Source organism: Variovorax sp. KBS0712 (assembly GCF_006323185.2).
Classification (GTDB): Bacteria; Pseudomonadota; Gammaproteobacteria; order Burkholderiales; family Burkholderiaceae_C; genus Variovorax; species Variovorax boronicumulans.
The window spans coordinates 2,319,268-2,334,870 of record NZ_VCCD02000001.1; the positions used below are offsets into that span (position 1 = coordinate 2,319,268).

General features: G+C 70.3%; 17 protein-coding genes. 8 read left to right on the forward strand and 9 right to left on the reverse strand.

The window, feature by feature from the left end; all coding sequences use genetic code 11:
• Positions 1–88 precede the first annotated feature (88 nt).
• From FFI97_RS10680 to map, 6 genes are all read left to right on the forward strand, one after another.
• Positions 89–754, forward strand: coding sequence for a response regulator (locus FFI97_RS10680; protein WP_062482520.1), 666 nt, complete (start codon positions 89–91; stop codon positions 752–754).
• On the forward strand, positions 755–2,170 hold the full coding sequence (locus tag FFI97_RS10685) for a sensor histidine kinase (RefSeq protein WP_260684957.1): 1,416 nt from the start codon (positions 755–757) through the stop codon (positions 2,168–2,170).
• Positions 2,171–2,192: 22 nt separating this feature from the next.
• Positions 2,193–3,212, forward strand: coding sequence for a Bug family tripartite tricarboxylate transporter substrate binding protein (locus tag FFI97_RS10690; RefSeq protein WP_139703855.1), 1,020 nt, complete (start codon positions 2,193–2,195; stop codon positions 3,210–3,212).
• Between the two features lie 15 nt (positions 3,213–3,227).
• The gene (locus tag FFI97_RS10695) at positions 3,228–3,632 is read left to right on the forward strand and encodes a DUF6194 family protein (RefSeq protein ID WP_139703853.1); all 405 of its coding nucleotides are present in this window, start codon (positions 3,228–3,230) and stop codon (positions 3,630–3,632) included.
• Between the two features lie 67 nt (positions 3,633–3,699).
• Positions 3,700–3,960, forward strand: coding sequence for a ParD-like family protein (locus tag FFI97_RS10700; protein WP_062482851.1), 261 nt, complete (start codon positions 3,700–3,702; stop codon positions 3,958–3,960).
• Positions 3,960–4,751: a type I methionyl aminopeptidase gene (gene map / locus FFI97_RS10705; protein ID WP_139703851.1), complete on the forward strand. Its 792-nt coding sequence runs from the start codon at positions 3,960–3,962 to the stop codon at positions 4,749–4,751. The genes FFI97_RS10700 and map overlap by 1 nt, the downstream gene beginning before the upstream one ends.
• 33 nt (positions 4,752–4,784) lie before the next feature.
• Here map and FFI97_RS10710 read toward each other — a convergent pair whose 3' ends face one another.
• The 6 genes from FFI97_RS10710 to FFI97_RS10735 all read right to left on the reverse strand — a co-directional run bounded on the left by FFI97_RS10710 (position 4,785) and on the right by FFI97_RS10735 (position 11,705).
• Entirely contained in the window at positions 4,785–5,759 is a 975-nt protein-coding gene (locus FFI97_RS10710; RefSeq protein ID WP_139703849.1) for a spore coat protein U domain-containing protein, read from the reverse strand.
• On the reverse strand, positions 5,747–7,993 hold the full coding sequence (locus tag FFI97_RS10715) for a fimbria/pilus outer membrane usher protein (RefSeq protein ID WP_221937669.1): 2,247 nt from the start codon (positions 7,991–7,993) through the stop codon (positions 5,747–5,749). The genes FFI97_RS10710 and FFI97_RS10715 overlap by 13 nt, the downstream gene beginning before the upstream one ends.
• 103 nt (positions 7,994–8,096) lie before the next feature.
• Entirely contained in the window at positions 8,097–8,846 is a 750-nt protein-coding gene (locus tag FFI97_RS10720; protein ID WP_157755020.1) for a molecular chaperone, read from the reverse strand.
• Between the two features lie 20 nt (positions 8,847–8,866).
• Positions 8,867–9,391: a spore coat U domain-containing protein gene (locus FFI97_RS10725; protein ID WP_139703843.1), complete on the reverse strand. Its 525-nt coding sequence runs from the start codon at positions 9,389–9,391 to the stop codon at positions 8,867–8,869.
• Positions 9,392–9,791: 400 nt separating this feature from the next.
• Complete coding sequence (locus tag FFI97_RS10730) at positions 9,792–10,916, reverse strand: 3-deoxy-7-phosphoheptulonate synthase (RefSeq protein ID WP_139703841.1); 1,125 nt, start codon at positions 10,914–10,916, stop codon at positions 9,792–9,794.
• A gap of 147 nt (positions 10,917–11,063) precedes the next feature.
• Positions 11,064–11,705: a hypothetical protein gene (locus tag FFI97_RS10735; RefSeq protein WP_139703839.1), complete on the reverse strand. Its 642-nt coding sequence runs from the start codon at positions 11,703–11,705 to the stop codon at positions 11,064–11,066.
• Positions 11,706–11,904: 199 nt separating this feature from the next.
• Between FFI97_RS10735 and FFI97_RS10740 the strand changes: the two genes are divergently transcribed.
• Positions 11,905–12,162 carry a hypothetical protein gene (locus tag FFI97_RS10740; RefSeq protein ID WP_062475704.1) on the forward strand — a complete coding sequence of 86 codons (258 nt, stop codon included), beginning with the start codon at positions 11,905–11,907 and terminating at the stop codon, positions 12,160–12,162.
• Entirely contained in the window at positions 12,159–12,590 is a 432-nt protein-coding gene (locus FFI97_RS10745; RefSeq protein WP_144004425.1) for a hypothetical protein, read from the forward strand. The genes FFI97_RS10740 and FFI97_RS10745 overlap by 4 nt, the downstream gene beginning before the upstream one ends.
• A gap of 13 nt (positions 12,591–12,603) precedes the next feature.
• On the opposite strand, the gene FFI97_RS10750 is transcribed toward FFI97_RS10745, so the two are convergent.
• The 3 genes from FFI97_RS10750 to FFI97_RS10760 are packed head-to-tail and all read right to left on the reverse strand — an operon-like array spanning position 12,604 to position 15,576.
• Positions 12,604–13,827 carry an ROK family transcriptional regulator gene (locus tag FFI97_RS10750; protein WP_095947396.1) on the reverse strand — a complete coding sequence of 408 codons (1,224 nt, stop codon included), beginning with the start codon at positions 13,825–13,827 and terminating at the stop codon, positions 12,604–12,606.
• Complete coding sequence (locus FFI97_RS10755) at positions 13,820–14,617, reverse strand: ATP-binding cassette domain-containing protein (protein WP_070059425.1); 798 nt, start codon at positions 14,615–14,617, stop codon at positions 13,820–13,822. Before FFI97_RS10755 ends, FFI97_RS10750 begins: the two co-directional genes overlap by 8 nt.
• Positions 14,617–15,576 (reverse strand): ABC transporter permease, encoded by a 960-nt coding sequence (locus FFI97_RS10760; protein WP_062475719.1) that lies wholly within the window; start codon positions 15,574–15,576, stop codon positions 14,617–14,619. Before FFI97_RS10760 ends, FFI97_RS10755 begins: the two co-directional genes overlap by 1 nt.
• Between the last annotated feature and the right edge of the window lie 27 nt (positions 15,577–15,603).

Genomic DNA, 15,603 nt, shown 5'->3' on the forward strand with positions numbered 1-15,603 from the left:
CCCCCTCGCCGGGGGCAACACCAGCGGCCCGGCAAAGCCGGTTCCGCGGTGTTTCGCGAAAAGACGGGGCACCACTAGCATCCAGCCCATGCGCATCCTCTTGGCCGAAGACGAACACACCCTGGGCACCTGGCTCTGCAAGGCGCTGGAGCATGCGGGCATCCAGGTCGAATGGGTGGACGACGGCCGGCTGGCCGACCGGGCGCTGCAGCAGCGCGACCACGACGCGCTGGTGCTCGACCTGGGCCTGCCCGGCATGGACGGCCACACGGTGCTGCAGCGGCTGCGCGAACGCGACCAGCGGCTGCCGGCGCTGATCCTCACGGCGCGCGATTCGCTGGACGAACGCGTCGCCTCCCTCAACGCGGGTGCCGACGACTTCCTCGCCAAGCCCTTCGCGCTGGCCGAGCTCGAAGCGCGGCTGCACGCGCTGGTGCGCCGCGCGCGCGGCGTGGAGCATCCGCGCCTGGCCTGCGGGCCGCTGGTGTACGACGGCGCGCGCCGGCAGTTCACGCTGGGCGGCGAGGCACTCGCCCTGTCGCCGCGCGAACAGGCGGTGCTGCGCGCGCTGGTGCAGCGCAGCGGCGAGCCGCTGTCGAAGCAGCAGATCCTCGACCGCGTGTTCTCCGACGACGACGAGGTGCACCTCGAAGCGATCGAGGTGCTGGTGTACCGGCTGCGCAAGCGGCTCGACGGCAGCGGCGTGCGCATCGTCACGCTGCGCGGCCTGGGCTACGTGCTGGAAGCCGACTGAGTGAGCGCGCTGCGCCGCTTCACCGACCGACTGCGCCGCACCAGCCTGTGGCAGCGGCTCGCGCTGCTGCTGTTTCCCGCCCTGCTGCTGGTGACGGGCATCGAGCTGTGGATGACGCGGCACGACGCGCTGGCCGCCGCCAACGCCGCGTACGACCGCTCGCTGCTGGGCGCACTCAAGTCGATCGACGCGAACATCTCCACGGCCTCGGGCGGGCTGTCGGTCGAGCTGCCGTACACGATGTTCGAGTTCTTCGAGCTCACGGCCAGCGGGCAGGTGTTCTTTCGCGTCGCGACCTCCGACGGGCTGGTGGAGCTGGGCAGCGCCGACCTGCCCGCGCCGCCGGTCGAGCCGGCGATGGGCGTGCCGGCCTTCTACGACGCCACCTACTTCGGCGAGGCCGTGCGGCTCGCGGCCTACCGGCGCGACCTGGACCGCGCGCCGGCCGGCAGCACCGGGCGCAGCGTGCTGATCCAGGTCGGCGAGAGCACGCGCTCGCGCCAGGAATTCACGAGCCGCTTCGTGCGCAGCGCCGCGCTGCGCGACGGGCTGATCCTCGCGATGCTGCTGTGCGGCACCGCGCTGGCGCTGGCGGCGGCGCTGCGCCCGCTCTCGCGGCTGGCGCGCGAGGTGCAGGCACGCACGCCCGACGACCTCACGCGCATCGCCGAGACCGACCTGCCCGCCGAGGTGCGCCCGCTGGTCGCCGCCGTGAACCAGCAGATGGCGCGCACGCAGGAACTGGTCGCACAACAACGGCAGTTTCTGGACGACGCCTCGCACCAGCTGCGCACGCACCTGACCACGCTGCAGATGCAGGCCGACTACGCGCGCCGCCAGGACGACCCGGCGCAGGTGCGCGCCGCGCTCGACGCGCTCGGTGCCGAGATCGGCCGCGCCACGCGCAGCGCGCAGCAACTGCTGGCGCTGGGCCGCAGCGACACCGTGGCCGTGGCGCCGGCCGAATTCGACACCGCCGAGCTGCTGCGCGAGGTGGCGGTCGACCTGCTGCCGCTGGCGCGCGCCAAGCGCATCGACCTGGGCATCCACGCGCCCTCGCCCGACCTGCACGCGGTGGGCGACCGGGGCCTGCTGCGCGAAGCGCTGAGCAACCTCGTGGCCAACGCCATCGCCTACACGCCGGCGGCCGGCACCATCACGCTCTTCGCGGCCGGCGACGCCGCGGGCTGGAGCCTCAACGTGGAGGACGACGGCCCCGGCCTGAGCGAGGACGAGCGCGCCACCTTGGGCCAGCGCTTCCGGCGCGGCACGCGCGCGGACCAGGGCGGCTTCGGACTCGGCCTGGCGATCGTGCGTTCCATCGCCCAGCGGCACCGTGGCGATTTGCGGCTCGAAGCGCGCGGCGCGGGGCCGGGCCTGCATGCCATCATCTGGTGGCCCCGTCCCGCGGGGTGAACCGCCGCCCTCCGTCCCTTCGATGCCACGCCCTCTCGCCTTCACCCGTCGCCATGCGCTGCGCGCGCTGTCCGCGTGGCTCGCGCCTGTCGCGCTGCACGCGACGGCGGCCGCGGGCGATGCGTCCGAAGGCCCGGCGGAATGCGTGATTCCCGCCAAGGCCGGCGGCGGCTTCGCACTGACCTGCGCCCTGGCGCGCGATGCGCTGCAGGCCGTGCGCCCCGCGCGCGCGCCGCTCGCACAACGCTACCTGCCGGGCGGCATCGGCGCAGTGGCCTTCGACCGCATCGCGAGCGGCCAGCTCGGCGGGCCGGGCACGCTGGTCGCGTTCTCGAGCGGCTCGCTGCTCAACCTCGCGCAGGGCCGCTTCGGGCCGCACCCGCCCTCGGCCGTGCGCTGGATCGCCACGCTCGGCACCGACTACGGCGTGGTCGCCGTGCACCGCGACTCGCCCTATCGACGTTTGCAGGACCTGATCGCCGCGCTGCGCCAGGACCCGTCGCGCGTGGTCTTCGGCGCGGGCGGCACGGTCGGCAGCCAGGACTGGGTGAAGGCCGCGCTGCTGGTGCGCGCGGCCGGCGGCGCGCCGAAGGCGATGCGCTTCGTGTCCTTCGAAGGCGGCGGCGATGCGCTGGGCGCGCTGCAGGGCAAGCATGTCGACGCGTTCCCGGGCGACGCCGCCGAGGCGCTGCAGGCCATCGCCGGCGGCGCGCCGCTGCGCCTGCTCGCGGTGCTGTCCGAAGCGCGACTGGGCGGCGCGCTCACGGGCGTGCCCACCGCGCGCGAGCAAGGCGCGGACATCGTCTGGCCGACCGTGCGTGGCGTCTACCTGAGCGCCAACGTGCCCGACGCCGCCGTGCGCGCCTGGACCGCCGCCTTCGCCGAGGCCACGGCCGCGCCGGGCTACGCGGCGCTGCGCGAACGGCACGGCCTTTATCCTTTCGCGCTCACCGGCGCCGCGCTCGACAACTACGTGCAGGCGCGCATCAAGGCCTACCAGGCGCTCGCCGACGAGCTCGGCCTGCGGCGCTGGAAGCCCTGAACACATCCGCAATTCATGACCGAAGACGACATCACCCAACAGCTCATCGACACGCTCGGCGGCGGCCATTTCGAAGTGGCCGACGACAACACCTTCTTCTTCCACGGCGCGGACAACAAGTTCCCCTTCGCCACGATCGTGACGAAGGACAACGAGTTCGACAGCGCCTCGAAACTGAACCGGCCCGGCGTGTTCCGCTTGAATGTCGGCGTGGGCAAGGAGACCTTTCGCGCGCTATTCGGCGAGCAGCCACCGGCCGACATCGACCACGCCGCGCTCGACCGGCTGATGCCGCACCCGGTGTACGCCAAGATGTATTGGGTGAGCGTGATCAACCCGAGCGCCGCGACCTTCGAGACCGTGAAGCCGCTGCTGACGGAAGCGCGCAACCTGCTGATCGCGCGGGACAAGAGCGCGTAGACCGGCCCCCAACACCCGACCATATGAAACGCATACAATTCATATACGTTTCATACAGAGGTGGCCCATGGGCATCGTCAAGATTTCAGACCTGATGCACGAGAACCTGCGCGTGGCGGGCAACGCCCTCAGCCGGTCGATCAATGCGCAGGCAGAGCACTGGATGCGGGTCGGCATGCTGACCGAGATGCATCCCGACCTCGATTACCGGGAGGTCTGCCAGCTGCTGATCCAGGCCGAGCTTTCAGGCGGGCTGGACATTGCCGCGACAGTCACTGCGGCGCCACCGGGCAAGCCCCGCGCCCCCGCGAACGGCAAGCAGCACTGATGGCACACGACGTTCCACTCAAGTCCGCCGAAGAGCTGGTGATGGCGCGGCGCGCCGCACAGCTGGCCGCCGAGGTCCTGGCGATGATCGAGCCCCACGTCGTGCCCGGCGTGAGCACCGAAGCGCTCGATCGCCTCTGCCACGCACACATCGTGAAGGTGCAAGGCGCCATTCCCGCCAACGTGGGCTACCTGGGCTATCCGAAAACCATCCTCACCTCGGTGAACCAGGTGGTGTGCCACGGCATTCCCTCGGCCGACAAGATCCTGAAGGCGGGCGACATCGTCAACATCGACGTCGCCGTCAACAAGGACGGCTGGTTCGGCGACACCAGCCGCATGTTCTTCGTCGGCGAGCCCAGCGTGCTCGCGCGCCGGCTGGTGGAGACGACCTACGAAGCCCTGTGCGCCGGCATCCGCCAGGTGAAGCCCGGCGCGACGCTGGGAGACGTGGGCCACGCGATCCAGTCGGTCGCGCAGCGCGAGCACTTCAGCGTGGTGCGCGAATACTGCGGGCACGGCATCGGCCGCATCTACCACGACGAACCGCAGGTGCTGCACTTCGGGCGGCGCGGGGCGGGCCTGGTGCTCGAGCCGGGCATGGTCTTCACCATCGAGCCGATGCTCAACGCGGGCCGCGCCGAAACGAAGCAGCTGGCCGACGGCTGGACCGTCGTGACCAAGGACCGCTCGCTGTCCGCGCAGTGGGAGCACATGGTCGCGGTCACGGCCGACGGGTACGAGGTGCTGACGGCCTGGCCGGACGGCACGGGGACTTACGCGCCGATCTGATGCGCGGCCCGGGCCCGAAGCGATGGCGATTATTCAGTAGGTCACGGTGACGGTGATCGTGTCGCTGTAGCTGCCCGGCGTCACATTGGTCTGGGCCGGCACCCGCCCATAGACCGGAATGCTGCTGCCGGGATTGCCACTGCCGTCGACCGTGTCCGTGCCGACGGTGTTGCCCCAGCGCAGCGAACGCGCGGCATCGCGGTACAGCTCGTACTGGATGTAGTCACCGGTGCCGCCCGCCATGCGCCGCTGTGTTCCCGCCACGTTCACGCCATTGCTCAGTCCCACCTTCCAGGCGGTGCTGGGCGGGCAGGCCATCGTGATGGCGGCCGTGCCGTTGACCGCGGCGCTCAGCGAGCTGGCACTGCCGAAGTCCAGGTCGGTGGCCGCCACGCTGACGGTGCAGGCGTTGGAATAGAGGGCCGTGACCTGCGTGTAGAAGTTCGTCCTGCCGACGTACTTCGCCGAACTCGCGGTGCAGCTGTCGGGCGCGTTGCCGCTCTTCATGCCCCAGACGACCTCGGAGTTGTAGATGTTGGCCTGGTAGCTGCCTGCCGCCAGCGATTGCCCGGACGGCACGCGGCCGTACAGCGGGATGTTCAACGCGACGTTGCCGCCGCTGGCCGGCAGCACGAAGGTTCCACCCGCGCTGGCGTAGGTGCCACCGCCCGGCGGCGGGCCGACGATGCCGCTGCGGGCCGCGTCGGCATAGATGTTGTAGGCCATCTGCGAACCGTTCCAGTTGGTCATGTAGCGCGGGGCGTAGCCGGCGATCTCGTTGCCCTGGGAGACGTACACGCAGTAGCTCAAGTACATGGTCTGGCCGGTGTCGTTCTGGCACGCGAAGCCGACCGTGGCGGTGGTGTCCACCGCCGCCGACGCCGTCACGGTGCCGAAGGCGAAGCTGGGCTGGCTGGCGACCCAGCAGCTCGGGTCGGCATGCGCCGCGCCCATGCCCAGCAGGCACGAGAGTGCCAGCGCCAGTTTCACGAATCTCAACGTCCACATGTCAACCGCTCTTTCTGCAAACCACCACCCTCGGGACGCCGCCAGTCGAACTGCGCCCGGCACACCGCACCGTCGGGCGTGCGCACGGCGAGCGTGTTGCGCACATCGAGCGTGTCCAGGTACACCCAGCCGTCGTAGCCCACCACCGCGCCCCCACCCTCCTGCCCGTTCACCTGCACGCGGCTGCCCAGCGGCAAGGGCTGGCCCTGCGCGTCCGTCAGTGCCACGTGGGCGGCCCGCACGGGCGTGATGCCGAAATGCGCTCGTGCGCCTGACCGGCCGGCCGGGGTGATGAGGCTCTCGGCACGCTCGATGCGCACGTCGGCGGGCAGGTCCATCGGGTCGATCGCCAGCTTGTTGTTCTGGTAGGCGTTCACCGGCACGACCAGCAGCAGCCCGCGCGAGTTGGTCTGCCCCACCGGTCGATTCTCGAGCTTCACGGGCACGCCGGCCACGCCGTCGGTGTCCACCACCGCAAAGGCGTCGTCGATGCGCCGCGCGGCCAGCACCCCGCCGCCCATCAGCACCAGCGCACCGCTGGCACCGGCGTAGGCGTAGCGGCTGGCCCGGCCGCCGCCCATCTCGCTCACGCCGGCCTGCACGCGGCCGTAGGGACCCAGGTAGTTGATTTCGGCCTGCCCGCCGCTCGTGCCGCCGCCCGTGCGCGCGGTGGCGCGCCAGCCCCAGCCGCCGTCGCCGAGGGGGGAGTGCTGCGCGCTGACGGTGCCCACGGTGCCCTGGTCGCCGCTGCGCTGCACGCCGGCGCTCACGCTGGTCTGTGCGTCCCACGACCAGCTCAGGCCGACGAAGATGCCGCGGTCGCTGCGCTTGTCCAGGTTCTGGTTCATGCCCACCGAGACCGAGGTCGTGCGCCCGATCGAACGGAACCAGTTCACGCTGGCGTAGCGCGACGCGTTCTGCCCGACCGGGCGCAGGTAGAGGTAGCTGACGCTGACGTTGCCCAGGCCGCCCATGTCGTAGCCCACGCTCGCGCTGGCGCTGCCCTTGGCCGGTGCCGAGCCGTAGGCCGTGGCCACGTCGCGGTAGTCGCCCTGGGTGCGGGTGCCGTTCAAGCCCACCGACAGGCGCTCCTGCCGCCACAGGTAGCCCAGGCTGGTCTGCGTGCCGCTGCGGCTGCCGCCCGGGGTGTCGGCGTCGTGCCGGCTGCCTGCGAGCGCCGCCGACAGCGTGCCCGCCGCGCCCAGTTGCCACACGCCTCCGGCGCCGGCCAGCGCCAGGCCGCGCGTCACTTCTCCATGCGCTTCGATCGTGAAGCTGTCGCTGAGGCCCCGGCGCCAGGTGCCGGTCAGCACCGGCTGCTTGCCGTAGTCGAAGGAGCGCAGGCCGTAGTTGCGGCGCACCACGCCCAGGTCCACCGTCCAGTCGCTCAGCCCGGGCGCCAGCAGGCGGCTGCTGTCGAAGAGCGAGAAGCTCAGCGTGGCGGCGCGGCCCAGCGCGTCGGTCACCACCACCTGCGCCGTGCCGGTGCTGTTGATGCGCGGCAGCGCGTTGAGCTGGAAGGGCCCCGCCGGCACCTGGCCGCTGTACTGGCGGATGCCGTCGATGAACAGTTCCACGTCCGAAGGCATCGTGGCCGAGCCGATGAAGCTGGGCAGCGGCGCGGTCTGCCGGTAAGGCTGCAGGCCGAAGTCGCGCGACAGCTGGATGCCGCCGATGCGCGTGGCGCGCGACCAGGGCACGGCGCCGGTGAGCGTATCGCCCACGCGCAGGGTGAGCATCCTGTCGGGGAAGGCCATGCTCCAGGTGCTGTCCATGCGCACGGACTGGTCCTTCCAGCCCTGGGTGTCGTGCGTGCGCTGCATCAGCCAGGTGGTGCTGAGCACGCTGGCGCCGCGGAAGGCGCGCAGCTCGCCGAAGGCGCTCAGGCTGCTGCTACCGCCCCTGCCCTGGGTGCCGTAGAGGTCGTAGTTCAGCAGCAGGCCGGTGGAGGTGCTCAGGGGCTGCGCGGTGACTGCCGCCTGCCCCACGGTGGCCGTGGGCAGCTGCAGCATCGCCAGCGGCGCGGTCAGGCTCAGTTGCTGGCGCGCGGCGTCGTAGTCGGCCACCAGCCCGGGCAGGTCGCGCAGGGGCAGCCATTCGGCGCCGTTGTCGGGCAGGGAGAAACTCAGTTCGCGCATCACCGCGCGGGAGGCCGACAAGGCCCCGGCCTGCAGGCGAAACGGGTGCAGCCCGCGCGCCATGCCGTTGAGGCTGACCTCCAGGTACAGCGTCATGGCCCCCGGCACAGACTGCGCGGCGGGCGCTGCGTGGGCGGGGAGCGCAGTCAGGGCCAGCGCAAACGGAGCCAGCAAGGCCCTCGCAGCGAACCCGGCCCGCTCAGCGCGCCAGCGGCGCGAGGTTGGCGTCCGTCGTTCTGCCATCGATCATGACCTGCCAGCGACCTGCGCCGGCCAGGGCGGCGGGCGACGTCTTCAGCGGCCAGCGCATGGTGGCGCCGGGCAGCACGTAGCCCAGCAAGCCGGTGTAGGCGGCGACGGCGCGGCCGTCCGCGCCGGTGAACACGAGGTCCGCCAGCTGGGCATGCACCCCGCCGCTGTTGCTGACTTCCAGCACGGCCTTGCCGTCTTCGCGCCGCAGGCTCCAGCGCAACTGCGCGGGGGCCGGCTCCGCGCCCGCCGGGGACACGAAGATGGGCAGCGAGTGCCGCATCACGAAGTTCAGGTTGCTCTTCTTGCCGTCCGCCGCCGCACCCGCCGCCTGGGGCACGGGCAGCTCATCCACCAGCACGCGGTAGGCCTCTTCCGCCGGACCCGCGGGCGGCGGGCCGTTGCGGATCACGCGCACCAGCTGCCGCCCGTCGGTGGGCAGCTGCAGCATGGGCGGGCTGACGACCAGTCCGTCCGCCGGCTCCATGCGGTCCTGCCCGTCGACCTGCGTCCAGCGGAACACGCGGATCTGCGCATCCAGCGGCGCCGTCCCCGTGTTGCTCAGCCAGAGCCCATCGCCCTGCCGGGTCGGCGCCAGCGTCAGGGTGACGGGCGAGACCTGCAGGCCGGCCGCCTGGACCGCACCGCCGCCAAGCAGGCATGCGCCCCACAGTCCAAGGATGGCAAGTGCACGTCTCACGATTCAGTACGGGTACGGGCTCAGTACGTGACCGTCACCGTGACGGTGTCGGCGTAGCTGTCCGGCGTGAAGTTGGCGTTGGTGTTCTTGGCGTAGACCGTGTGCGTGATCGCCGCGCCGGTGCCCGTGCCGCCGACCACATTGGCGCCGGTACCGGTGGTGTTGCCCCACACGGCGGTGTTGGCCGAGTTGGAGTACAGCGCGTAGGGCACCTTGTCGGTGTTGGTGGCCGCGTTGGCGACGGACGACATGGCACCCGTGCCATCGGTGGTGCCGCCGTTCGTGGACGAAGGCAGCAGGCCGACGGTGTACGGCGTGGTCTTGGAGCAGGTGACCGAGATGGTGTTGTTGCCCGTCTGGTTGGTGGCGGTGGGCTGCACGGTGGTGCCCAGGCTGATGTCGGAGGCGTTGCCGGCCGTCACCGCGCAGCTGCGCACGATGGTCATCTTGACCTGGAAGCTGGCACCGGCGGTGTCAGCCAGGGCCGAACCGGATGCGAAAACGAGGGTGGCGGTGGCCGCCGCGGCGACTGCGAGCTTGAGCATGAAAGCACTCCAAATGTAATCAATAAGACCTGACAGGTCGGTATTTTGTAATCATTTTGCATACGTTTTGACTACAAAGTGGCGCAAGGATGCCCCACAACCGGCCCGTTTGCCCTCGGATTCACGGCGCCTCGGCTCAAGTTTCGTGATCTAGTTCTCGTAACAATTGGAAAACTGTTTGCATTGTTTACATTTCCACCACAGTCAAAGCGCCCCTGCCTCCGCGAAGTGGAGGCCTTGGTGCGGTCGGTGGTGGGTGGGGAAGTGGTCGCAACAAGCGCAGGGCTTGGTGGCGCCCGAGGCTGGGCAGCCTCAGGAAGTCGATGCGGGCCGGCTCAAAGCGTTGCCCGGACCCGCCCGGGCGCAGGCGGCAGGGAGTCGCCCTGCCCCCTCGTCAGCCTCAGGCCTTGGCCAACCGCCGCCGCGCCTTCACCGCCGACGCCAGCCCTTCGAGCACCGGCACCGTCTGCGCGAAACCGATGCAGGCATCGGTGATCGACACGCCGTGCTTCAGCGGCACACCGGGCTTCAGGTCCTGCCGGCCTTCCTCGAGGTGGCTCTCGATCATGATCCCGGTGATGCGCCGCTCGCCGCCCGCGATCTGCGCGGCCACGTCTTCGGCCACCACGATCTGGCGCTGGTGCTGCTTGCTGCTGTTGCCGTGCGAGACGTCGATCATCACCTGCGGGCGCAGGCCGTTGGCCAGCAGCGCCTCGCAGCTCGAAGCGACATCCGCCGCCGAATAGTTGGGCGCCTTGCCGCCGCGCAGGATCACGTGGCAGTCGTCGTTGCCGCGCGTCTCGAAGATCGCGGCCATGCCCATCTTCGTCATGCCCATGAAGGCATGCGGCGCGCGCGCCGCGAGGATGGCGTCGGCCGCCACCTTCACGCTGCCGTCGGTGCCGTTCTTGAAACCGACCGGGCAGCTCAGGCCCGAGGCCAGCTGACGGTGGCTCTGGCTCTCGGTGGTGCGCGCGCCGATGGCGCCCCAGGCGATCAGGTCGGCAATGAACTGCGGGCTCAAGAGGTCGAGGAACTCGGTGCCGGTCGGCAGGCCCAGCGTGGTCAGCTCCAGCAGCAGGCGCCGCGCGCGCTCCAGGCCTTCGTTGATGGCGAAGCTGCCGTCCAGGTGCGGGTCGTTGATGTAGCCCTTCCAGCCGACGGTGGTGCGCGGCTTCTCGAAGTAGGCGCGCATCACGATGAGCAGGTCGTCCTGCAGTGAATCGGCCACCTTCTTCAGGCGCTGCGCGTACTCGATGGCCTGGTCGTGGTCGTGGATGGAGCACGGGCCAACCACGACGACCAGCCGGTCGTCGCGGCCGTGCAGCACGTCGGCGATGGCCGCGCGGCTGCCTTCGACCAGCGCGAGCGTGTTGTCGCGCACGGGCACGCGCTCCTGCAGCAGCGCGGGGGTCATGAGGGGACGCACGGCGCCGATGCGCACGTCGTCGATGCGGGTGGTGTCGAGGGTGCTGTCGCGGGAGCCGACTTCGGCGTCGTGGCGGGGGTCGTCGAGGCGGGACATGATCGTGGGATGCTGTGATGTCGAGGGGGTTGCTTCGATTGTCCCCCAGCGCGCCCTCCTCCCCCGGCTCAGGCCGCCTTCAGGAACACGTCGGGGTCCGTCGCGGCCTGCAACGGCCGCTGGCCTCACAGGACAAAAGCCAGGCGATCACGCCGACGAACGCGACAGCGTCGCCAACTTCTTCCTCGCGCTCTGCAAGAGGCCGACCTTCTCGACGGGCAGCGGCGCCTTCGTATCCCCGAGCTTGATGATCTCGAGCGCCGCAGGTTTCGGCATGAGTGCATCGCGCGGCGTAAGGCCGTTGAACTTCGCGTTCGAGATGACGTGCACCTTCAGGTGGCGGTGGATGTTCTTCGAGAGCTTCCGGCAGGCGGCCGCCAGGGTGGCTTCGTCGGGCATCGACTGGCCGTGCACGACGAGCAGCTCCAGGGTGCCGTCTTCGTCCTCTGCGAGCACGAAGGCGCGCACGACCGAGGCCTTGAACTTGCCGCGCAGCATCGCGCGAACCGGCTCGGCCGCGGCGAACGACTTGAGCGCGATGTTGCGCAGTTCGTCGTGGAAGATGAACGCGCGGTCGATCGAGAAGGTCTCGGCCTCCTCGGCCTTCGGCTTTTGCTTCTTCAGGATGCCGCTGCTGACGAGATGCGCCAAGGTGCGTTCCACGTCGGCCGTGTCGAGCTTCGAGCGATAGGCCAGCTCGCTGGAAGACAAGGGTTGTTGGGGCGCCGCGTAGGCGACCATCAAGAGCTTTTGCACCTCGGGGGCGAAAAGAAAATCTGCAGCACTCATTTCGCGGTTCTCTATTTCTCTGCTTCTGTGGGGTTCTCTACAAGCGGGTTGCATTATCGAGAGCGCCCTGCCTCCCGTGCGACGCGGCTTTCTCCACGGCGTTTTCGCGGCGGATTCCGTCACCGCGCATGGCGCCGGCCTACAGCGGAGCCCGGCGCCCACCGGTAAGAACGGCTGAACACGACAAGGAGCTTCAGCCATGGACCTGAAACAGACGATCGACAAGATCAAGCAGGTGGATGCGGCGCGCGCCGACTACCCCGGCGAACACCTCGTCGTGCTCGGCGCCGGCGTGCTGCTGTTGCTGGCCGCGGGCCGCAGCCGGTCGTTCCTGATGCGAGTCGTCGCGGGCGCCGCCGGCGGCGCGCTGATCGGCCGGGCGGCGAGCGGCACCGGCGGCATCGCGAAGCTGGCCGGCGTGTTGCAGAACGGAGGCCTGGCATGGCCGCGGCGTTGACCCCGCGGGTCCGCCCGTCCGCAGGCGACCCCCGGCGGTACTGGGCCCCGTGCCTGGGCGTGGCGCTGGTGGCGATGTCGCTCTTCTATGTGACCTTGAAAGACCTGGTGCACGAGAGCGCAGCGCGTGCTGCGCTCTTGACCACGGCAGTCGTTCCGGTCGAGGCCGAGCCCGACAGATCGACTGCCCGCGAAAAGTTGCCGGATGCGGTGACCCGCGCATCCAAGGAACCTGCCACGCTGACGAACACGCACTTCGAGCCCCCGGTGATCGCCCCCGCAGCCAAGTCCGTGCCTGCCGTCGTCGAAGTGCACAAGTGCGTCATGCCCGAGGGCGATGCGGCCTACTCCGACGGGCCGTGCCCCGCAGGCGCACGCGCGAGCACGCTGCGATTGCCGCGCGACCTGCACGCCTCGGCGAGTCCCTGAGCTCTTGAGCGGCTTACCCCGCCTTCAAGAACACGTCGTGGTCCGGCGCAAAGTTGGCGTGCAGCGGCAGCATCGCGCCGCCGAGCGCGCAGGCCTGCGCCCCCGCCCGGCCCCCATGCAGCTGCGGCGCCCACAGGCCTTCCCAGTTGCATTGCGCGAGCGCCGCGCGGGTCTGCACCAGCAGCGCGTCGAGCAGCGCGCGCGACATCGAGCCGTCCATCACCACGTCGGCCAGGTCGAGCACCGCGGTGCTGCTGACGATGGCATGCGCCAGCGCGCGTGACGCGCTGCCGAGCCAGGCCTGCGTGGCCGCGGCGAACGGCGCTTCGAGCGCGCGGTCGTCGTAGGCGGCCGTGGCGTCGAGGCCTTCGGCGCGCAGGCGCTGCTCCAGCTCCCACAGCGACGCCTCGGCCACCACCTGGGTCGACAGGCCTTCGGAGGGCTTCTCGGTGCGCATCGGGATCGACGCGAGCGCGCCCGCGTTGCCGTGCGCGCCGGTGTGCAGGTGCGAGTTGATGACCAGCCCGCCGCCCACGAAGGTGTCGACGAAGATGTACAGAAAGCTCTTGAGGTCGTGCCCGCGCCCCGTCACCAGCTCGGCCACGCAGGCCGCCACGGTGTCGCGCGCGAAGCCCACGGGCACGTCGGTGCGCGCGCGCACCTCGGCCAGCAGGTCCATCTGGTTCCACTCGTCCGACTGCGCCTTCGACAGCCCCAGCGTGCGGTGCCAGCCGCCGAGCTGGAACGGTGCCGCCAGCCCCGCGCCCACGTTGCGCGCGGCCAGCGGCCCGAGCCCGTCGCGCAGGCGGTGGATGTGCTCGGCGATCACGGGCAGCAGCGCCCCGGCGTCCGGAAATTCATAGCGGATCGCGTGGTGCTCGCGCACCCGCGCCGCGAAGTCGATCAGCAGCCACTCGGCCCCGCGCCGCCCGAGCTTAACGCCGATGGCAAAGGCGCCGTCGGGGTTGAGCGCCAGCGGCACCGAGGGCTGGCCGATGCGCCCGCGCACGCGGCTTTGCTTGACGATGAGGCCGTCGTCCTCGAGCCGCGCGGTGATGAGGCCGATGGTCTGCGCGCTCAGGCCCGTGAGCCGCGCCAGGTCGGCCTTGGGCAGGCTGGTGTGCACGCGCAGCGCCTGCAGCACCACGCGCTCGTTGAACTGGCGCATGCCCACCTGGTTGGAGCCGCGCGGACGCAGCAGGGCCGACGGGCGCTCGAGGGCATCGGTATCAAGCATGCGCCTCCGCAGGCAACTGGTCGGCGGTCATGGCACCGGTCATCACGGCCACGGTGTCGCTCATGCTGATCTTCTTCGGGTTGAGCACGGCCGCGCGCTTGCCCAGGCGGGCCACGTGGATGCGGTCGGCCACCTCGAACACATGCGGCATGTTGTGGCTGATGAGCACCACGGGCAGGCCGCGCTCGCGCACGCGGCGGATCAGCTCGAGCACCATGTTGCCCTCCTTCACGCCGAGCGCGGCGGTGGGCTCGTCCATGATGACCACGTGCCGCGCGAAGGCCGCGCTGCGCGCCACGGCCACGCACTGGCGCTGGCCGCCCGAGAGCGTTTCGACCGCCTGCGTCATCGACTGGATGCCGACCTTCAGGTCGGCCATGCGCGCCGTGCTTTCGAGCAGCATCTTCTTCTTGTCGAGCATGCGCAGCACGTTGCCCAGGAAGCCGGGGCGGCGCAGTTCGCGGCCGAGAAAGAGGTTCTCGTAGATGGTCATCGCGGGTGCGACGGCGAGGTCCTGGTAGACCGTCTCGATGCCGGCGCGGCGCGCATCGAGCGGGTTGCGGAAATGCACCGGCGCGCCGTCGAGCAGGATCTGGCCTTCGTCGGGCACGATGGCGCCCGACAGCGCCTTGATGAGCGACGACTTGCCCGCGCCGTTGTCGCCGATCACCGCGAGGATTTCGCCCTCGCGCAGCTCGAAGTCGACACCGTCGAGCGCGGTGACCTGGCCGTAGCGCTTCACCAGGCCCTTGGCCTGCATCACGATCTTGGGGTTGGCCACGGTGTTCATCAGCGGGCTCCCTTGCGCGAGAGTTGGTCGGCCGCCACCGCCAGGATCACGAGCACGCCCGTCACCAGCACCTGGTAGATCGACGACACGCCCATCAGCGTGAGCCCGTTGCGGAACACGCCCACGATCAGCACGCCGATGAGCGAACCCAGCACGATGCCGCGCCCGCCGAAGAGGCTGGTGCCGCCGAGCACCACGGCCGTGATGGCGTCGAGGTTCTCGGTCTGGCCCGCGTTCGGGTCGCCCACGCCGGTGCGCGCCACCGACAGCAGCGAGGCGATGCCGTAGAACACGCCCGCCGCCACGTACACCGCGAGCAGCACGCGCTGCGTGGGAATGCCCACCAGCCGCGTGGCCTCGGCGTTGTTGCCGATCGCATAGACATGCCGGCCGGCCGCCGTCTCGCGCAGCACGAACCACGCGAGCGCATAGAGCGCGAGCATGAGCACCGAGCCCCACGCCACCTCGGCGCTGCCGATGGTGAAGGTGGTGCCCAGGCCCGTGAGGCCGGCGGGCAGGTCGGTGATGGTCTGCGAGGACGAATACAGCTGCGTGATCGCGAACGCGATGTTCAGCGTGCCCAGCGTCACGATGAACGGCGGCAGCTTGATGCGCGTGACCAAGAGGCCATTGAGCAGGCCGAACAGCGTCGTCACACCGATGCCGCACAGGATGGCCACCGGCACCGGCATGCCGAGCTCGGTGGCGAACTTCGTCATGATGATCCCGCCCAGCGCCATCACCATGCCGCACGACAGGTCGATGCCGGCCGTGAGGATGATCAGCGTCTGGCCGATGGCGATCACGCCCACCACCATCACCTGCTGCAGGATCAGCGACAGGTTGCCGCCCGTGAGAAAACGCTCGGACTGCGTCGCGAAGAAGATGCAGGCGCCGAGCAGGGCCAGCCACGGCCCGAGGGCGCCCCACGGGATGTGGTGCGTCGGAGATTTCGCCATCGGTGTGCCTCCCTATAGACCGGGGCC